The sequence below is a fragment of the Microlunatus sp. YIM B11417 genome, assembly GCF_059617205.1.
The window spans coordinates 320,788-338,819 of record NZ_JCAMPJ010000001.1; the positions used below are offsets into that span (position 1 = coordinate 320,788).

17 protein-coding genes are annotated in these 18,032 nt (G+C 69.7%); 12 read left to right on the plus strand and 5 right to left on the minus strand.

What is annotated here, in order from left to right; all coding sequences use genetic code 11:
- Nucleotides 1-26: 26 nt before the first annotated feature.
- The 4 genes from AC6CCG_RS01575 to AC6CCG_RS01590 all read left to right on the plus strand — a co-directional run bounded on the left by AC6CCG_RS01575 (nucleotide 27) and on the right by AC6CCG_RS01590 (nucleotide 1,835).
- Entirely contained in the window at nucleotides 27-275 is a 249-nt protein-coding gene (locus AC6CCG_RS01575; protein WP_496652686.1) for a hypothetical protein, read from the plus strand.
- A gap of 3 nt (nucleotides 276-278) precedes the next feature.
- On the plus strand, nucleotides 279-773 hold the full coding sequence (locus AC6CCG_RS01580) for a heme-binding beta-barrel domain-containing protein (protein ID WP_496652687.1): 495 nt from the start codon (nucleotides 279-281) through the stop codon (nucleotides 771-773).
- A gap of 14 nt (nucleotides 774-787) precedes the next feature.
- A complete protein-coding gene (locus tag AC6CCG_RS01585) occupies nucleotides 788-1,366 on the plus strand; it encodes a DUF3558 domain-containing protein (RefSeq protein ID WP_496652688.1) in 579 nt (192 codons plus the stop codon).
- An 82-nt stretch (nucleotides 1,367-1,448) separates the two neighbouring features.
- Nucleotides 1,449-1,835 (plus strand): VOC family protein, encoded by a 387-nt coding sequence (locus AC6CCG_RS01590; RefSeq protein ID WP_496652689.1) that lies wholly within the window; start codon nucleotides 1,449-1,451, stop codon nucleotides 1,833-1,835.
- A gap of 241 nt (nucleotides 1,836-2,076) precedes the next feature.
- Here the strand turns inward: AC6CCG_RS01590 and AC6CCG_RS01595 are convergent, their stop codons facing one another.
- On the minus strand, nucleotides 2,077-3,237 hold the full coding sequence (locus AC6CCG_RS01595) for a phosphotransferase (RefSeq protein WP_496652690.1): 1,161 nt from the start codon (nucleotides 3,235-3,237) through the stop codon (nucleotides 2,077-2,079).
- A gap of 72 nt (nucleotides 3,238-3,309) precedes the next feature.
- Here AC6CCG_RS01595 and ygfZ point away from each other — a divergent pair, with 72 nt between their 5' ends.
- From ygfZ to AC6CCG_RS01615, 4 genes are all read left to right on the plus strand, one after another.
- The gene (gene ygfZ / locus AC6CCG_RS01600; protein WP_496652691.1) at nucleotides 3,310-4,284 is read left to right on the plus strand and encodes a CAF17-like 4Fe-4S cluster assembly/insertion protein YgfZ; all 975 of its coding nucleotides are present in this window, start codon (nucleotides 3,310-3,312) and stop codon (nucleotides 4,282-4,284) included.
- 73 nt (nucleotides 4,285-4,357) lie between these two features.
- Nucleotides 4,358-5,311, plus strand: coding sequence for an asparaginase (locus AC6CCG_RS01605; RefSeq protein WP_496652692.1), 954 nt, complete (start codon nucleotides 4,358-4,360; stop codon nucleotides 5,309-5,311).
- Between the two features lie 109 nt (nucleotides 5,312-5,420).
- Nucleotides 5,421-6,113 carry an HAD family hydrolase gene (locus AC6CCG_RS01610; protein ID WP_496654378.1) on the plus strand — a complete coding sequence of 231 codons (693 nt, stop codon included), beginning with the start codon at nucleotides 5,421-5,423 and terminating at the stop codon, nucleotides 6,111-6,113.
- Nucleotides 6,110-8,587: a glycoside hydrolase family 65 protein gene (locus tag AC6CCG_RS01615; RefSeq protein ID WP_496652693.1), complete on the plus strand. Its 2,478-nt coding sequence runs from the start codon at nucleotides 6,110-6,112 to the stop codon at nucleotides 8,585-8,587. Before AC6CCG_RS01610 ends, AC6CCG_RS01615 begins: the two co-directional genes overlap by 4 nt.
- A 342-nt stretch (nucleotides 8,588-8,929) precedes the next feature.
- Here AC6CCG_RS01615 and AC6CCG_RS01620 read toward each other — a convergent pair whose 3' ends face one another.
- Nucleotides 8,930-10,378: an APC family permease gene (locus tag AC6CCG_RS01620; protein ID WP_496652694.1), complete on the minus strand. Its 1,449-nt coding sequence runs from the start codon at nucleotides 10,376-10,378 to the stop codon at nucleotides 8,930-8,932.
- Between the two features lie 368 nt (nucleotides 10,379-10,746).
- Between AC6CCG_RS01620 and AC6CCG_RS01625 the strand changes: the two genes are divergently transcribed.
- Genes AC6CCG_RS01625 through AC6CCG_RS01640 form a run of 4 tightly spaced genes read left to right on the plus strand, consistent with a single transcriptional unit; the run spans nucleotide 10,747 to nucleotide 13,495 of the window.
- On the plus strand, nucleotides 10,747-11,667 hold the full coding sequence (locus tag AC6CCG_RS01625) for a diacylglycerol/lipid kinase family protein (protein ID WP_496652695.1): 921 nt from the start codon (nucleotides 10,747-10,749) through the stop codon (nucleotides 11,665-11,667).
- Entirely contained in the window at nucleotides 11,664-12,488 is an 825-nt protein-coding gene (locus AC6CCG_RS01630; RefSeq protein ID WP_496652696.1) for a metallophosphoesterase family protein, read from the plus strand. Before AC6CCG_RS01625 ends, AC6CCG_RS01630 begins: the two co-directional genes overlap by 4 nt.
- Nucleotides 12,489-12,545: 57 nt before the next feature.
- Nucleotides 12,546-12,932 carry a helix-turn-helix domain-containing protein gene (locus tag AC6CCG_RS01635; protein WP_179754634.1) on the plus strand — a complete coding sequence of 129 codons (387 nt, stop codon included), beginning with the start codon at nucleotides 12,546-12,548 and terminating at the stop codon, nucleotides 12,930-12,932.
- A 5-nt stretch (nucleotides 12,933-12,937) separates the two neighbouring features.
- A complete protein-coding gene (locus tag AC6CCG_RS01640) occupies nucleotides 12,938-13,495 on the plus strand; it encodes a hypothetical protein (protein ID WP_496652697.1) in 558 nt (185 codons plus the stop codon).
- 87 nt (nucleotides 13,496-13,582) lie between these two features.
- Here the strand turns inward: AC6CCG_RS01640 and AC6CCG_RS01645 are convergent, their stop codons facing one another.
- The 3 genes from AC6CCG_RS01645 to AC6CCG_RS01655 form a co-directional block, all read right to left on the minus strand.
- Nucleotides 13,583-14,344 (minus strand): L,D-transpeptidase family protein, encoded by a 762-nt coding sequence (locus tag AC6CCG_RS01645; RefSeq protein ID WP_496652698.1) that lies wholly within the window; start codon nucleotides 14,342-14,344, stop codon nucleotides 13,583-13,585.
- 151 nt (nucleotides 14,345-14,495) lie between these two features.
- Entirely contained in the window at nucleotides 14,496-16,367 is a 1,872-nt protein-coding gene (typA, locus tag AC6CCG_RS01650; protein ID WP_496652699.1) for a translational GTPase TypA, read from the minus strand.
- A gap of 112 nt (nucleotides 16,368-16,479) precedes the next feature.
- On the minus strand, nucleotides 16,480-17,775 hold the full coding sequence (locus AC6CCG_RS01655; RefSeq protein ID WP_496652700.1) for an ABC transporter substrate-binding protein: 1,296 nt from the start codon (nucleotides 17,773-17,775) through the stop codon (nucleotides 16,480-16,482).
- Between the last annotated feature and the right edge of the window lie 257 nt (nucleotides 17,776-18,032).

The following is an 18,032-nucleotide window of genomic DNA, read 5'->3' on the forward strand; positions in this document are numbered from 1 at the left end:
CGTGATGCCGCCACTAGACTGCCGCCATGACGATCACCGCCGTCTTCGTGACGTTGTTGATCGGGGGATTCGCTGCCATCGGCCTTGCCGCGCTGGCGTACTTGACGTTGATCTTGATCAACAGTGCGCGACCGCCGCAGACCGAGCCGGACCAGGATGTGATGGACACCGAGTTCATCGAATCCCCGACGGTGAAGATCGTCCGGCGACAACAGACGGTCGAGTCACCGACGGTGAGGATCGTCAGACGACAACGGACCGACGACGGGAAATGATCAATGGCCTTTGAGATTCCGGACGGCTTGCACACCGACTTGTACGGGCTCGCCTGGATGATCGGACGCTGGGAGGGTCGCGGCAAGGGCAGCTACCCCGGCACCGAGGACTTCGACTTCGGACAGCAGATCGACTTCGCGCACAACGGTGGCAACTACCTGCACTACCTGTCGCAGACCTTCGAGGTCGGCGAGGACGGCCGGGCGATCCGCCCGCTCGGGATGGAGACCGGCTTCTGGCGGCCCAAGCCCGACGGCGCGATCGAGGTGGTCCTCTGCCAGCCGGAGGGCTACGCCGAGGTCTGGTACGGCAAGATCACCGGGGCCAAGATCGAACTGGCCACCGACGCCGTGGTCCGGACGGCGACCGCCGACGAGTACACGGCCGGCCAGCGCCTGTACGGCAACGTCGAGGGCGACCTGCTCTGGACCTTCGACAAGGCCGCCGGCGGCCACGACCTGCAGAACCACCTCTGGGCCCGGCTCCGCCGCGCCTAGATCACCACCCGACGATGGGAACCCGACGGGGAGCCTTCGCCCTGCTGGCCCTGGCCCTCGTCGCGGGCCTCGCCGGCTGTGCCCCGGCCGGCCGGCAACCGCCCGACGGCTCGGCGACGGCCACCGAGCCGCCGGCGGTCGAACGGCCGAAGGACCTCGACATGGCGAAGGCCGACCCGTGCCGGCTGGTCGCCGGCCTGCCGCGGAAGACGTTCGGCCTGGACGACCGGAAGGGCGTCGCCGACGACGACTCCGCGGTCTTCCCCGGCAACCCGAGCTGCTTCACCCTCGGCTTCCGGACCAATCTCGGCCTCTCGGTCGTGACGGTCAGTACCGAGGGCGTCGCGTCGTACATCGAATCGGTGAAGGTCTACCCGACCCCGGTGACCGTGAAGGGCTATCCGGCGTACGTGCTGGCTCCCGAGCGGCAACCGGAGAACTGCTACGGCGTGGTCGACGTGAACGACAACCAGTTGCTCTACCTCTCGTACGGCCTGAACATCCCCGACGAGCAGCCGGTCACCCCGCAGCAGGAGCTCTGCCGGCGGATCCCGGAGCTCGCCGAGGCGCTGCTCACCGGCCTCGGCGCCTGATCCCCTTCCCGGTAGCGGACACAGGATGTCCGGTACGGGTGGGCAGGCTGGAACCGACCAACGCGTCGAAGGGAGTGCGGACATGGAACGACCGCTGATGAACGTCGGTGCGGTGACGATCGGTGCCGAGCCGACCGGCGCCCGCAGTCTGGCCGAGTTCTATCACCGGCTGCTGGGCTGGCCGATCACCAACGAAGGACCGGACGGTGGCTGGGCGCAGTTGCGGCCGCCCGAGGGCGAGACTGGGCCGACGATCAACATCGAGGCGGACCGCGAGTACCGCCGGCCGGTGTGGCCCAGTCGTGCCGGCGACCAGATCGCGACGATGCATCTCGACGTCGGCGTCGAGGATCTGGAGGCCGCCGTCGCGTGGGCCGTCGAGGCCGGCGCCGTGCTGGCCGACGAGCAGCCGCAGCCGCACGTCCGGGTCCTGTTGGATCCGCACGGGCATCCGTTCTGCCTGTTCTGAGCGGTCTCGATGGCCAGGTTCACCACCCGGGAACTGTCGAAGCGGCCCGCCTGCTCGGCGAGGGCAAGGCTCTCGGCCTCCTCGTGTACGCCGACGGCGAGCCGGTCGGCTGAGGTCACTACGGCCGGACCGATCCCGGTGCACCGCGACGACTCCCGTCCCGCCGCGGACCGAAATCGAGCGCAAGTCAGCGGGTAAGCCCGTTCTCGGGCCGCAGGCCGTCAAGCGCGCTGGATTTCGGTCACTCGAAGGCGGGGAAGAGTGGTGGTGGCGGGTCGGCGGCGTCCGGCCAGCGGGCGACCATCGCGCCCGCGAGGCGCTGCAGCCAGTCGGTGAAGGCGCCGAGCCCGCCGGCCGGTTCGGCGAGCCGGACGAAGACGCCGATCTGGTGCAGGATCTGGCCGCGCCGGCGCCGGGCGTCTTGGGCCGACTGATCGGTCGAGGCGACCAGCGGCAGCCGGCTGAGCCGGCCGATCAGCGTGATGGCGGCCCCGTCGGCGAGCCCCCGGTCGTAGCGGGCGAGCACCTGATCGGCGCCGCCGTCGGCGAGTGTGGTCCGGTACGCCGACTCGGCCGCCCCGACGACCGGGTCCGGCAGCACGCCCCAGGGCGCGGAGTGGTGGGGGAACGGATAGCTCAGGAAACAGGCGTCGATCCCGAGGTGCCCGTACCGACAACCCTCGAAGTCGACCAACCGCGCCCCGGCGTCGGTGATCAGGACGTTGGTCGGGTTCAGGTCCAGATGCACCAGCGCTCCGTACGGTTCGGCCTGCGCGGTCCGCCCCAGCAGCGCCCGGACCTCGTCCCTGGCCGGGTGAGCCGGTGGCAGTCCCAGGGCGGCGCAGTCGGCCTCGATCTGGTCCCAGCGCTCCGGCCCGAACGCGTATGCGCCGCCGGTGACGACGTCCGCGGCGAACCGGTCCAGTTCGCGTTGATGACCATGGCCGCGGCCGAGGGTGCCGGCATGCAGCCGGGCCGCGGCGACCGCGAGGTCGACCATGCCCGCCGCGGCCCGGGACGCGGCGTCCGGATGATCACGGTCCAGCAGCAGGTCCTGCAGCGTCGGCCAGCTGCCGAGGTCTGACTGGATCGCCACCCCGGCGCGGTCGTCGAAGTCGATCAACGCCGCTGCGACCCCGGTCGGCGCGGCGGTCCGAAGCCCCGCGGCCTCCCGTCGCAGGTACGCCGGGCCGCCGTGACCGGAGTCGTCCACCCGGCGGGTCTTGATCACCACCGTGCTGCCGAATCCGGGCAGGTCCCGATCCAGGAACCAGCGGGTGACCGGCGCCCAGGCGTGCCCGATGTGCCGCTCGGCGATCACGGTGACGGGCCCGCCGGCCAGCCGGGACAGCGTGGCCAGGACGAGAGCGTGACGCGCCGCGGTGAGCGGGTGGGCGGGCATCCGGTCAGCGTAACGGCGCCCGGTGATCAAGATCGCGGTCGTCGCTCTTTCCGGCAGGCATACGCTGGCCGGGTGAGTGTTGAGGTGACGGAAGGCATCGATCGCGGCGCGGTCTGGCATTACGGGGACCCGCTGCGGGAACAGCGGTGGCTCGAGGAAGGGACCGCGCTGGTCGATCTGTCGCACCGCGACGTGATCACGATCACCGGTCCGGACCGGCTGACCTGGCTGCACTCGTTGACCACCCAGCACCTGGAAACCCTGCAGCCCGGGGTCGGCACCACGACCCTCGTGCTGGATCCGCAGGGCCATCTCGAGCACGCCCTGTACGGGGTCGACGACGGGACGACGTTCTGGGCTCACACCGAGCCGGGTGCCGGCGCGGCGGCGGCCGACTGGCTGGACCGGATGCGGTTCATGATGCGGGTCGAGGTGGCCGACCGGTCCGCCGACCACGGCCTGGTCTGGGCCCCGGAGGCGCTGGGGCTGCCCGAGAACGATGTCGTGGCGACGCGGGCGGGGCAGGACTCGCTCGGCGGCCGCGAGCTCTTCCTGCCCAGGGACCGGGTGGCCGCCCTGCTGGACGGCCGGGAGCTCGCCGGGACCTGGGCGTACGAGGCGCGCCGGATCGCCGCCGGGGTGCCGCGGCTCGGCCCGGACACCGACGAGCGGGCGATTCCAAACGAACTGGGCCTGCTCGGCGTCGCCGTACACCTGGACAAGGGGTGTTATCGGGGCCAGGAGACGGTGGCCCGGATCCATACGCTCGGCCGGCCGCCGCGCCGGCTGGTGCTGCTGCACCTGGACGGCAGCGTCGACGCGCTGCCCGCGCCCGGTGCGCCGCTGCAGGCCGGCGGCCGGACGGTCGGGTTCGCCGGCAGTTCGGCCCGTCACTACGAGCTCGGCCCGATCGCGCTCGGCCTGGTCAAGCGCAATGTGGCCACCGACGCCGAGTTGATCGTCGGCGGCGAGGTCGAGATCGCCGCCGCGCAGGAGGCGCTGGTCGACCCGGAGGTCGGCCTGCACGTCCGCGCCCGGCTCCGCTGAGCCCCCTTCGACCGGCTCAGGACGACGCTTCGGCAGGGTCAGGGCGCGGGTTGGAAGGCACTACTCTCGCCTGGTGAGAGATCCGGTTCTGGTCGAGGTGGTCCGCGGCGGGTTCACCGAGAGCGTGCACCACGGGCGCGTCGCGATCACGGGGCCGGACGGCTCCCTGACCGCCTCGCTCGGTGCCGCCGAGGACACCTTCTTCCCGCGCAGTTCGGTGAAGCCGCTGCAGGCGATCGGGATGATGCGGCTCGGGCTCGACCTGCCGCCCGAACTGCTGGCGATGGTCTGCGCGTCGCACACCGGCGAGCCGTTCCACGTCGAAGCCGTACGCAAGCTGTTGGCCAGGGCCGGGCTGACCGAGGCGGCGCTGCAGACGCCGGCGGAATGGCCGATCGACGAGGACGCGCGGCAGGCCGTGCAACGGGCCGGCGGCACCCCGCAGTCGATCACCATGAACTGCTCCGGCAAGCACGCCGGAATGATCGTGACGACCGTGCTCAACGGCTGGCCGCTGGACAGCTACCGGGACCCGGAACACCCTGTCCAGCAAGGGATCCTGGCCGCCATCGCCGACCTGACCGGTGATCAGCCGGGTCCGATCGCCGTGGACGGCTGCGGCGCCCCGCTGGCCGGGATGACGCTGACCGGGCTGGCCCGCGCGTTCGGCCGGATCGCCGCCGCCACCGGCAGCTCCCCGGAGGCCCGGGTGGCCGCCGCGATCCGTACCCATCCGGAACGGGTGTCCGGCACCCACCGCGACGAACGCGACCTGCTCCGGGCGGTGCCCGGCCTGGTCGCCAAGAGCGGCGCCGAGGCGGTCTACGCGGCCGGGCTGCCGGACGGCCGGGGGATCGCGCTGAAGATCGACGACGGCTCGACCCGGGCCCGACCGGTGCTGATGGCCGCGTTGCTGCTCCGGCTCGGCTTCGACCACGAGACGGTACGCGAGCAGGCCCGGCCCCCGGTCCTCGGCCGTGGGGAGCCGGTCGGCGAGCTCCGCGCGGTGCTCCCCGCCGACTGGTGAGGCGCACGGCCGACCACTCGTTACGCTTTACGCCGTGACTGACTCCGAACCAGCCCGGACGGACCCCGCCGGCCACCATCCGCAGGTCGACTTCACCGGCTACGCAGCGGTGTTGTTCGACCTCGACGGTGTGCTGACGCCGACCGCCGAGGTGCACATGCGCGCCTGGCAGCGGATGTTCAGCGAGTTCCTGGCCGCCCGGGGCGTCACCGAGCCGTACACCGACAACGACTACTTCGACTACGTCGACGGCAAGCCCCGCTACGAGGGCGTCCGATCGTTCCTGCGCTCGCGCGGCATCGACCTGCCCGACGGCAGTCCGGACGACCCGGCCGACGCCGAGACGGTGTGTGGGCTGGGCAACCGCAAGAACGACCTGTTCGCGGCGGTCCTGGAGTCGGACGGTGTGCAGCCGTACCCCGGATCGGTGGAGCTGCTGGACCGGCTCCGCGACGCGGGGCCGCAGCTGGCGGTGGTCTCGTCGTCGAAGAATGCGCCGGCCGTGCTCGCCGCGGCGGGACTGTCCGACCGGTTCGAGCTGGTCGTCGACGGCGCCGTCGCGGCGGCCGAGGAACTGGCCGGAAAGCCCGCGCCCGACACGTTCGAATTCGCGGCGCGTCGGCTGGGCGCACCGGTCAATCGCAGTATCGTGATCGAAGACGCCATCTCGGGCGTCCAGGCCGGATGCGCTGGGGGATTCGGACTCGTAATCGGGGTTGACCGCGGTGTCGGTCCGGAGCGTCTCCATGCCGCCGGAGCAGACCTCGTGGTCGCTGACCTGGCGGAGTTAATCAAGGAATGATCAAGCAATTCACCGAGTCCGATCCGATGGACCGGACTCGCTTCGGCCTGGACGAGTGGGAGCTCAGCGAGAACTCCTACAGCGCCCATGATCTCGGCCTGACCGAGACCCTGTTCGCCGTCGGCAACGGCTATCTCGGCATGCGCGGCAACGTCGAGGAGGGCCGGGACGCGCACGCGCACGGCACCTTCATCAACGGCTTCCACGAGACCTGGCCGATCCGGCACGCCGAGGAGGCGTTCGGCTTCGCGCGGGTCGGGCAGACGATCGTCAACGTGCCCGACAACAAGGTGATGAAGCTGTACGTCGACGACGAGCCGCTGCTCTTGTCGGTGGCCGATCTCGAGCACTACCAGCGGACGTTGAGCTTCCGCGACGGCGTGCTGCGGCGCAGCGTGATCTGGCGGACACCGGCCGGCAAGCGGGTCAAGGTCGAGTCGAGCCGGATGGTCTCGTTCACCCAGCGGCATCTGGCGATCATGACCATCGAGGTCACGATGCTGGACGACGCGGCGCCGGTGGTGGTCTCGTCGCAGATCCTGAACCGCCAGGACGGCAAGGACGAGTACCACGTCAAGGCGGCCGCGATGGGCGAGGGCGTCGACCCCCGCAAGGCGTCCGGGTTCGAGTCCCGGGTGCTGCTGCCGGAGGCGCACTGGTGCGGCGACCGGCGGATCACCCTCGGTTACCGCTGCGCTAACTCGCAGATGACGCTCGCGGTGGGCACCGACCACGAGATCGAGACGGCCTGCGAGCACACCGAGCTGATCCATGCCGACGAGGACACCGGCAAGATGGTGTTCCGGATCGACGCCGAGCCGGGCGTACCGATCAAGATCACCAAGATCGTCGCGTACCACACCTCGCGCGGGGTCCCGGTCCGCGAGCTGGTGGACCGCTGCCGGCGCACCCTGGACCGGGTCAAGGAGCACGGCGTCGAGCTGCAGCTGCGGGACCAGCGGGCCTGGCTGGACGAGTTCTGGAAGCGTTCCGACGTGGAGATCCCGGGCTTCCCGGCCGTGCAGCAGGCGGTCCGCTGGAACCTGTTCCAGATCGCCCAGGCGACCGCCCGGTCCGAGCAGTCCGGCGTGCCGGCGAAGGGGGTGACCGGTTCCGGCTACGGCGGTCACTACTTCTGGGACACCGAGATCTACGTGATGCCGTTCCTCACCTACACCACGCCGTGGGCGGCCCGGAGCAACCTGCGGTTCCGCTACAACATGCTGGACGCGGCCCGGCGCCGGTCGGCCGAGCTGGCCCAGCGCGGCGCCCTGTACCCGTGGCGGACGATCAACGGCGAGGAGGCGTCGGCCTACTACGCGGCCGGCACCGCGCAGTACCACATCGACGCCGACATCGCGTACGCCTTGTGCAAGTACGTCGCGGCGACCGGCGACGAGGACTACCTGCGCCGGGAGGGCGTCGACATCCTGGTCGAGACCGCCCGGATGTTCGCCGACCTCGGCTTCTGGCGGGAGGACGGGTTCCGGACCTTCCACATCCACGGCGTGACCGGGCCGGACGAGTACACGACGGTGGTGAACGACAACCTGTTCACCAACGTGATGGCCCGGTTCAACCTGCGCAAGGCCGCCGAGGCGGTACGGCAGCTGGCCGCCACCGACGAGCTGGCGTACCAGCGGCTGGTGCTGCGCTGCAACCTGAAGCCGGACGAGCCGGACGAGTGGGAGGAAGCCGCCACCGCGATGGCGATCCCGTACGACCCGGTGGTCGGGATCCACCCGCAGGACGCGCATTTCCTTGATCGCGAAGTGTGGGACCTGGCCAACACGCCGCAGGACAAGCGGCCGCTGCTGCTGCACTACCACCCGTTGGTGATCTACCGGTTCCAGGTGCTCAAGCAGGCCGACGTGGTGCTGGCGCTGTTCCTGCAGGGTGATCATTTCACCCTTGATCAGAAACGGGCCGACTTCGACTACTACGACCCGATCACCACCGGCGACTCGACGCTGTCCGGCGTCGTGCAGTCGATCATCGCGGCCGAGGTGGGCTACCACGAGCTGGCGCTGAAGTACTTCCACAGTTCCCTGTACGTCGACCTGGCCAACCTGCACGGCAACACCACCGACGGCGTGCACGTGGCCTCCACCGGCGGCATCTGGGCCTCGCTGGTGTACGGGTTCGGCGGCATGCGCGACTACAACGGCATGATCACCTTCGATCCGCGGCTGCCGGACGGCTGGCCGGCGCTGACCTTCCGGGTGACCATCCGCGGCACCCGGCTGCGGGTCGACCTGACCCACGACCGGATGACCTTCACGGTCGAGGACGGCGGCAGTGCCGCGGTCGTCGTCCGCGGCCAGGACGTGCTGGTCGACGAGTCCGGCCCGGTCACCGTCCCCCTGGACGGCCAGGGTCCGCGGCTGACCGACGGCCCGCGACTGCGGACCGGCGAGAAGCGCCCGGACGGCACCTTGATCACCGCCACCGTCCCGGCCGCCACCACCGCCTGACCGATCCGAACGCTCCCTGAGCCTGTCGAAGGGCGAGCCCGCCGTGGCTCGTCCTTCGGCCAGGCTCAGGGAGCGTTGCCGTTTCCGGCCAGTCCCTGCGGGGCTCCGCGGATCGGGCCTGCTCGTTGGGCAAGGACTGGGCCTCGAGCGTCGCAAATATCCCTCGCTGTGAGGTGAAACGGCCCAGGTCCGCGCTTTCCACCCACAGCGAGGCACATCGGCGACAGGTCGCCGTTGTTCGGTAGCGGCCTCGCCACCCGGCGTGCGTCCGGCGCTGAGTCGCGTTGCTGGCGACGGCCCGTGTCAGGAGGAAACGACATGTTCCAGCGCCCCGGACACGAGTCAGTTCTGCGGGCCGTCGGTGTCCAGGGCCTCGGGGTCCTTGAGGTAGGTCTTGCGGCCGTAGATCGCCCGGTTGAAGAACCAGGTGATCGCCCAGAGGACGATGCCGATGGCGAGCAGGATGCCGCCGATCACGTACTGGAAGGAGTTCCGACCGGTCCACGGGCCGACCAGGAAGGCGCAGCAGAGGGCGCCGATGATCGGGAGCACGGTCGGGGCCACGAAATGCTTGTGGGGTTGGGGATCCTTGCGGAGCACCAGGCACGCGATGTTGACGATCGTGAAGACCGCGAGCAGCAGCAGGGCGGTGGTCCCGCCGAGGTCGCTGATCTGGCCGACGAACGTGATCAGGCCGATCGCGATCGCCGTGGTGACCAGGATGGAGACCCAGGGCGTCCGGCGGCCGGGCAGCACCCGGCCGAAGATCGGCGGCAGCACCCGCTGGTTGGCCATGCCGTAGAGCAACCGGCTGGCCATCATCATGTTGATCAAGGCCGAGTTGGCGACGGCGGTCATGCTGATCAACGGGAAGATCGAATTGAAGAACGGTCCGGCGCCGCCCTGGTCGACCACCAGCAACAACGGTGTCTTCGACGCGGCCAGTTCGCCGACCGGCACGATCGCCACCGCGCAGATCGACACCAGCAGGTAGATGATGCCGGTGATCGTCAGGCCGGTGAGCAGGATCTTCGGGAAGACCCGGGACGGGTCCTTGGTCTCCTCGGCCATGTTGACCGAGTCCTCGAAGCCGACCATCGCGAAGAAGGCGAGCGTGGTGCCGGCGGTGATCGCCAGGAACACGCCCTTGTCCTTCGGGTCCTCGAACAGGACCACCCGGGAGAAGTCGGCCCGGCCCTGGGTCAGCGCGAACAGCCCGACGAAGATCACGATCAACAGACCGGTCAGCTCGACGCAGGTCAACACCACGTTGGTCCAGACACCCTCGGCGACGCCGCGCAGGTTGATCAACAGGATCAGCGCGATGAAGCAGATCGCGAGCACGGTGATCAGCCCGTCGGTGACCTCGACCGCCTCCAGGCTCAGCGCGCCGCGGACGACGTTGATCGTCGCCTCGAAGTTCTCCGCGAAGGCCCGGGCGGCGGTCGACGCCGAGGTGATGCCGGAGCACATCACGGTGAACGCGACCAGGAAGGTCACGAAGTGCACCCCGAACGCCTTGTGCGTGTAGAGCGCAGCGCCGGCGGCCTGCGGGTATTTGGTGACCAGTTCCAGGTACGAGAACGCGGTGATGGTGGCGACGACGAACGCGACCAGGAACGGCGCCCAGACCAGGCCGCCGACCTCCTTGGCCACGTTGCCCGTGACCGCGTAGATGCCGGTGCCCAGAATGTCGCCGACGATGAACAGCAGGAGGAGCTTCGGCCCGAGCACACGCTTGAGCTCGGGTTGACCCCCTGGGGTCTCGGTTTGCGCGGTCGGTTCGGCCATCTCGCTCGCTCCTCCACAGAATTCGCCCCTGAACGTGCCCTAACTCTGGCCGATCGGCCGCCCGGGGCACAAGAGACCGCGCCGTAGCGGACCGGCGTCGAGGCCCCGGGACAGGGGTGTCCTTCTGGTGGTGGAGCGGCGGTCAGGACATCGTCGGCGATGCCGTCGGACCGGCCGCGGGGGTGATCAGAAGAGTCCGAAGATGCTGACCGCCAGGCCGATGATCACGAGGACCAGGATGACGATCAGGAGAGTGCGTACGGTGGTATCCATGACCCAACCAGTACCCGGGGCCCGCCGCCCCGAAACGATCACGGCCGAACCGGTGCCGTGCTCTGGTCAAGATCATCGAGCGGCATCGGACGTCGGTGACAGGCTCTGAACCGGCGGTGGATCGGGTCGCGGTCGTCTACAACCCGCGGGCCGGCGCGTTCCTGTCCGGCCGCGAGACGCCGGCGGAGCGGCTCGCCGGGCTGTTCGGCCGGCACGGCGTCTCGGCGCACCTGCACGCCTTCGACCCGCTGACCGCCGCCGCGGACGTCCGGGAGCTGCTGGCCGACGAGCCGCAGGTGATCATCGTCGCCGGTGGCGACGGAACGGTGCGGTCGGTCGCCGCCCAGCTGGAGGGCAGCCCGATCCCGCTCGGTGTGCTGCCCGCCGGGACCGTGAACGTCCTGGCCCAGGACCTGGGTGTTCCGGTTGATCTTGAGGCCGCGGTCGCCGCGCTGCTGACCGCGCCGGCCGGCAAGATCGATGTGGCCTCGGTCAACGGGCTGCCGTTCCTGTGCAGCTCGACGCTGGCCATGACCCCACACCTCGGCCGGCTCCGGGAACGTCTCCGCGGCGGTGCCGGCTGGCAGACCGTACCGCTGCTCGGCCGGGCCGCCCGGCTGCTCTGGCGCTACCCGCGGATGCCGCTCACGATCACCGTCGACGGCTCCGAACACTTGGTGCAGACGCGGCTGATCGTGATCTCGAACAACCCGCTGTCGACCAGCAAACCCTTCCACCGCAGGGATCGGCTCGACACCGGCAAGCTCGCCGTCTACGTCGCGGAGGACCGGACGAACTGGGATCTGCTGGTAATCACGGTGCGGCTGCTGGACGGGAGCTGGCAGCAGGACCACCGCGTGGTGACGCTGCAAGGGGGTGCGGTCGAGATCTCCTCGCCGACGCTGTCCTACATGAGCGTGATGAGCGACGGCGAGATCAGCCAGCTCCGGCTGCCGCTGCGGTACGAGCTCAAGCCGGCGGCGCTGACCGTCCTGATGCCGGGAAGTCGATCATGACCGACCATCCGGTACGGATCGCGCAACTGTCCGACCTGCACTTCGGCCGGCACCTGCCGGCGGTCGCCGAGGCCCTGCTGGACTCGCTCCGCGAGCTGGCGCCGACCATGATCGCCGTCTGCGGGGACCTGACCCAGCGGGCCCGGGAAGGCGAGTTCCGGGCCGCCCGCGCGTTCCTGGACCGGCTCCCGTCGCCCGCCCTGGTGGTGCCGGGCAATCATGACCTCCCCGGCTGGCGGATCTGGTCGCGGTTCACCCGGCCGTGGCGCCGCTGGCGTCGCCACATCGGCACCGATCCGCACGCCGCGGTCACCTGCACCGCCGACGGCGTCCTCGCGGTCGGCATCAACACGGCCCGCCAGTGGGGGATGCACCCGGACTGGTCGCGGGGCCGGGTCAACGCCCGGCAGTTGGCCGGGATCCTGGCCGAGTTCGACCGGGCCGGGCCGGCGGACCTGCGGGTCGTCATCGCGCACCACCCGTTCCTGCTCACCCCGGCCGGCCTTCGCCGCGGCCTGGTCGGCCGGTCCGCGCTGGCTCTGCGCCGGCTGCACCGCCGGGCCGATCTGCTGCTCGGCGGGCACATCCATCTGGCCTACAGCGACGTCGTCGACGGCATGGTGGTGGCCCAGTCCGGCACCGCGATCTCGGACCGCCTGAAGGGCGAGCCGAACAGCTACAACGTAATCGAGGTGCTCGGCGACGACCTCACCGTGGAGACCTGGCACTTCGACGGGACGACCTTCACGGCGACGACGCGGCACCGCTACCGTCGCCGGGACCGGCACGACTGGCAGGCCGGTGAGCCCGGAACGGCGTGACCGCCGTCACGCTAACCAGAGTTTGCATCTGCTTGCAATTGCAAGCACTATGGGGGCGTGACCAGCAAACGTTCCCCGCTCGACTCGCTCGGCGGGTTCATCGCCGAGCAGCGGCGGTCGGCCGAGTTGTCCCTGCGGCAACTGGCGGCCAAGGCGGGCGTGTCGAACCCGTACCTGAGCCAGATCGAACGCGGCCTCCGCAAGCCCTCGGCGGAGGTGTTGCAGCAGCTTGCCAAGGCACTGCGGGTGTCGGCCGAATCCCTGTACGTGCGCGCCGGGATCCTCGACGAGGAAGACCGTCCGCCGACCGGAGTGGAGGAGGCGGTGCAGGCCGACCCCCTGATCAACGAGCGGCAGAAGCGGGTGCTGCTCGACGTGTACACCTCGTTCGTCAACGAGAACGCTGCGGGCCACCGGCCATCCAACGATTCCAAGGAGAAATGATCACCATGGCAACCACCACGAAGCGCAAGCGCGTCAACGAGCAGGTCCGCAAGGCCGCCACCTCCTCCGAGCTGGCGCCGCTGTACGCGGTCGCCGGCCTGACCGAGGTCGTCGCCGAGCGGCTGCTCGCCGCCGCCACCGAGTCCCGGCAGTTGGTCAACGACCGGATCGCCGCCCTGCGCGCCTACTCCGACGAGCGGGTCGCCCGGGCCACCGACCGGGTCAACGAGGCCGGCGAGAAGCTCAACCAGGCCACCGGCGAGCTGAACGGCCGGTCGCTGCCGGACCTGGTCCGCGGGATGCCCGAGTTCACCAAGCAGCAGCTGGCCCGGATCGGCGAGTACGCCGACGACCGGCGGGCCAAGGCCGGCAAGACCTACGCCAACCTGGCCGGTCGCGGCAAGCTCGGTGTCGAGGGCGTCCTCGGCGAGGCCGCGGGCTCGCTCGACCCGGTCCTGGAGCGGCTGCAGGACGGCGTCGCCAAGCTGCGCGAGACCGTCGCCGCCAAGAGTGAGGCACCGGCCGCTCCCCGTACCGCGAAGAAGGCGACGCCCGCCGAGTGAACCTGAACGGGGCCTGAGACCCGAGAGACAACAGCTGAGCCTGTCGAAGGAATCCTTCGACAGGCTCAGCGACGTTCGGACGGCTGGTCAGCTGCGGTAGACGATCACCGGGTCGCCGACGTCGATCCGCTTGTAGACCCAGGCCAGGGTCTTCTTGTCGCGGATGTTGACGCAGCCGTGGCTGCAGCCGTTGTAGCCACGGGCCTTGAAGTCGGACGAGTAGTGCACGGCCTGGCCGCCGCTGAAGAAGATCGAGTACGGCATCGGCGAGCCGTAGAGGTTCGAGATCACGTGCTTCTTCTTGCGCAGAACGGAGAACCGGCCCTCACGGGTCCGGCTGTTCGCGCAGCCGAACCGGGCGTCCATGGTCTTGATGATCTTGCCGCTCTTCATGTAGTAGACCTTGTCGCGGGTCTTGTCGATGCAGAGCACTTCGCCCTTCTTGCAGCGGCGATCGATCTTCTTGCTGGACTTCTTGGCCTTGCTGATCTTGATCTTGCCGGTCTTCTTGACCAGCTTGGACCAGGTGGCCTTGTTGACGTTGCCGGTGGCCTTGAGGCCGACCTTCTTCTGGAACTTCTTGACGGCCTTCTTGGTGAGTGGCCCGTAGTAGCCCGTGACGTACTTCTTCGCCAGCACCTTGGCCTTGACCAATCGCTGCTGCAGCGCCGTGACGTCCTTCGAGCGCTCGCCGTACTTCGGCGAGGCGTACTTCGTGGCGACGTACGACGCCGCTGCGGCCGGAGCCACCAACGACGGTGCCACCAGCGCCGGTCCGGCCGTGACGCCGACCGCCAGCGCTGTCGCCGCGACGACCCCCACGATCACGCGCGCGAACTTCTTCAACATGGTCCTTCCCCCTGTCCCGCGAGCCTTGCTGCTCGTATCTCGAATACGGCGGGGAAGGGCCGTAGGTTGCATGATTCCGAGCGACGAACTTGCTGAATAAATCCTGAACCATGCCGGGCTGGTCTGGCGAACCGTTCCGGCGCTCAGGGCGTCACGGTTGCGTAACGGCACGGCTCCTGGATCGGCTGCGGGCCCGCTCGGCGGCGTTCAGGACGACCTTGCGGATCCGGACCGCGTCCGGCGTGACCTCGATGCACTCGTCCTCGCGGCAGAACTCCAGCGCCTGCTCCAGCCCCATCGGCTTCGCCGGCACCAGCCGCTCGAGCTCCTCGCCGGTGGAGGAGCGGACGTTGGTCAGCTTCTTCTCCCGGGTCGGATTGACGTCCATGTCGTCGCTGCGCGCGTTCTCACCGACGATCATGCCCTCGTAGACCTCGACGCCGGGGGCGACGAACATGGTGCCGCGCTCCTGCAGGTTGAACAGCGCGTACGCGGTGACGGCGCCGGACCGGTCGGCGACCAGGGAGCCGGTCGGCCGGGTGCGGAGCTCGCCCGCCCACGGCTCGTAGGTCTCGAACACGTGGTGCATCAGGCCGGTGCCGCGGGTCTCGGTGAGGAACTCGGTCCGGAAGCCGATCAGGCCCCGGGCCGGCACCAGATACTCCATCCGCACCCAGCCGGTGCCGTGGTTGATCATCTGCTCCAGCCGGCCGCGACGCAGGCCGAGCAGCTGGGTGACCACGCCGACGAAGTCCTCGGGGGCGTCGATGGTGAGCCGTTCGACGGGCTCGTGCAGCTTGCCGTCGATCTCGCGGGTGACCACGCGCGGCTTGCCGACGGTCAGCTCGTAGCTCTCCCGGCGCATCATCTCGACCAGGATGGCCAGCTGCAGCTCGCCGCGGCCCTGCACCTCCCAGGTGTCCGGACGTTCGGTCGGGAAGACCCGGATCGACACGTTGCCGACCAGCTCTTGATCAAGACGTGCCTTGACCAGTCGGGCGGTCAGGTTCTTGCCGGAGCGGCCGGACAGTGGCGAGGTGTTGATGCCGATCGTCATCGAGATGCTCGGCTCGTCCACGGTGATCAACGGCAGCGGCCGCGGGTCCTCCGGATCGGCCAGGGTCTCGCCGATGGTGATCTCCTCGATGCCGCCGATCGCGACGATGTCGCCCGGGCCGGCGCTCTCGGCGGGCACCCGGTCCAGTGCCTTGGTGATCAACAACTCGGACAGCCGGACGTTGCGGATCGAGCCGTCGGAGCGGCACCAGGCCACGGTCTGGCCGCGCTTCAGCTCGCCGGCCACGATCCGGCAGAGGGCCAGCCGGCCCAGGTACGGCGAGGCGTCCAGGTTGGTCACGTGGGCCTGCAGCGGGGCGCCCTCGACGTAGGACGGGGCGGGGATCCGCTCGCAGATCGTGGCGAACAGTGGAGCGAGGTCCTCGCTGTCCGGCAGGCCGCCGTTCTCGGGCGCGTTCAGCGAGGCTCGGCCGGCGCGGGCGCTGGCGTACACCACCGGGAAGTCGAGCACGTCGGTGTCGGCGTCGTCGAGCAGGTCCAGGAAGAGTTCGTACGTCTCCTCGACGACCTCCGCGATCCGCGCGTCCGGCCGGTCCACCTTGTTGATCACCAGGATGATCGGCAGCTTCTTGGCCAGCGCCTTGCGGAGCACGAACCGGGTCTGCGGCAGCGGCCCCTCGGAGGCGTCGACCAGCAGCAGCACCCCGTCGACCATCTCCAGGCCGCGTTCGACCTCGCCGCCGAAGTCGGCGTGGCCGGGGGTGTCGATGATGTTGATCACGATGTCCTCGCCGGCCGGCGTCCGGTGCTCGACCGCCGTGTTCTTGGCCAGGATCGTGATGCCCTTCTCGCGTTCCAGGGCCATCGAGTCCATCACCCGGGACTCCACGTCCTGGTTGGCCCGGAAGACACCCGACTGCCACAGCATGGCGTCCACCAGCGTGGTCTTGCCGTGATCGACGTGGGCGACGATCGCGACGTTACGCCGGTCTTGACGAAGGGGCATGCGTGACTACTTCCGTTCAATCGGGTGGATGAGGCGTCCACAAGCAGGCGGACGGCCGCGGTGATTCTAGCCGTTCCACCTGACCGGAACGAAAACCGAACGGCTGCGAGGCTCAGCCGGCGATGGCCTGCTGGCTCTCGGCCAGCCACTGCTGGGCGGCCTCGGCGGGCGTGATCCGCTCGAACAGGACGTCCGTGCTCACCCGGCTGGTGATCTCGGCCACCTTGGTCGAGCCGACCGGTCCGATGTACGTCGGCGCGAACTTGATCTTGCCGATCGCGTCGATGTAGTCCACCTCCACCTTGCCGGCCGGCGACAGCTGGCCGGCGATGGCGGTCCGGATCTCCGGGTTGGCCGGGACGCCGCGGTCGGTCAGCAGCACGGTCGCGGCCCGCTCGTCGTTGACCAGGAAGTTGATCAACTTCGCGGCGGCATCGGCCTGCTTGGTCTTGGCCGAGATGGCGTAGTACTGCGAGGACTGCAGCCAGATGCCCGGGGTCGGCGTCTCGCCGGGCAGCTTGAGCAGCTTCAGTTCGGTGCCGGTGGCGGTGCCGAGCGTGCTCACCGAGTTGCTCCAGGCCAGCATCATCCCGGCCTGGCCGCGGCCCATCAGGGTCTGCTCGGTGCTGGCGCCCTCCTCCTCGACGGTGATCGTCGCCGGTGGGGCCGCCTGCTGCTTCATCAGCCGCAGCGAGTAGTCGAAGAAGGCGGCGACCGTCGGCTCGGTCAGCCCGAGCTTGCCGTCCTCGGTGTAGAGCGACTCGCCGCGCTGCCGGGCGTACGCGTCGAGCGAGTCGTGGGTCAGCGGCGTGGCCGTACCGTAGCTGCCCTTCGGGCTCTTCTCGGTGAGCTCGGTGGCCAGCGCGGCGTAGTCGTCCCAGGTCCAGTTGTCGTCGTCGGGCAGTTCGACGTCGGCCGTGGCGAACACCTTCGGGTTCGCCACGATCGCCAGCGCGTTGGCGCCGGTCGAGACGCCGTACTGGGTGCCGCGGACCTGCCCGTTCTGCCGGGCCGACTCGTCCAGGGCCGCCAGGTCGAGGCTGCCGGACACCGAGGCCAGGTCGAGCAGGGCGCCGCGGCCGGCGTACTCGGCCGGGTAGGCGCCGCCCAGCGTGAAGACGTCCGGGGCGTCACCTGCGGCGACCCCGGTCGCCAGCTTGTCGAAGTACGCGCTGAACTCGGTGGACTCCCCGATCACGGTGATACCGGGGTTGGCCGCCTCGAAGGCGCGCAGGGCCTGCTGGGTCGCCTCGGCCCGCTTCTCGTTGCCCCACCAGGCGAACCGGAGGGTGACTCTGCCGTCCTCCGCGGGTCCGGCGCTGTTCCGGCCGCAACCGGTGCCGACGAGCGAGAGGACGAGGACGAGCGCGATCGCGCCGAGCGCGCGCAGGGGTGTACGTGAGGACATGACGCGACTCCGAGTCGAGAGAAAGCGGTTTCTCGTCACAACGTAACCACCAGGGGTCGCCCGGTCAACACCCCCGATTCCGCCGACCGGTCACCAAAGCAGGTGTCCTGGCGGCGTGTCGCTGCGGAAGTGACCACTCGGTGGCCAGGCCGGGGTCGGCTCCGGGTCGGCCCGGGGATGGGAGAACGGTCTCCTGACCGGCGTCGGGTCGGCCGCACCGTACGCTGGACGCGTCCTAACCCGGTGCACCGCGGAGG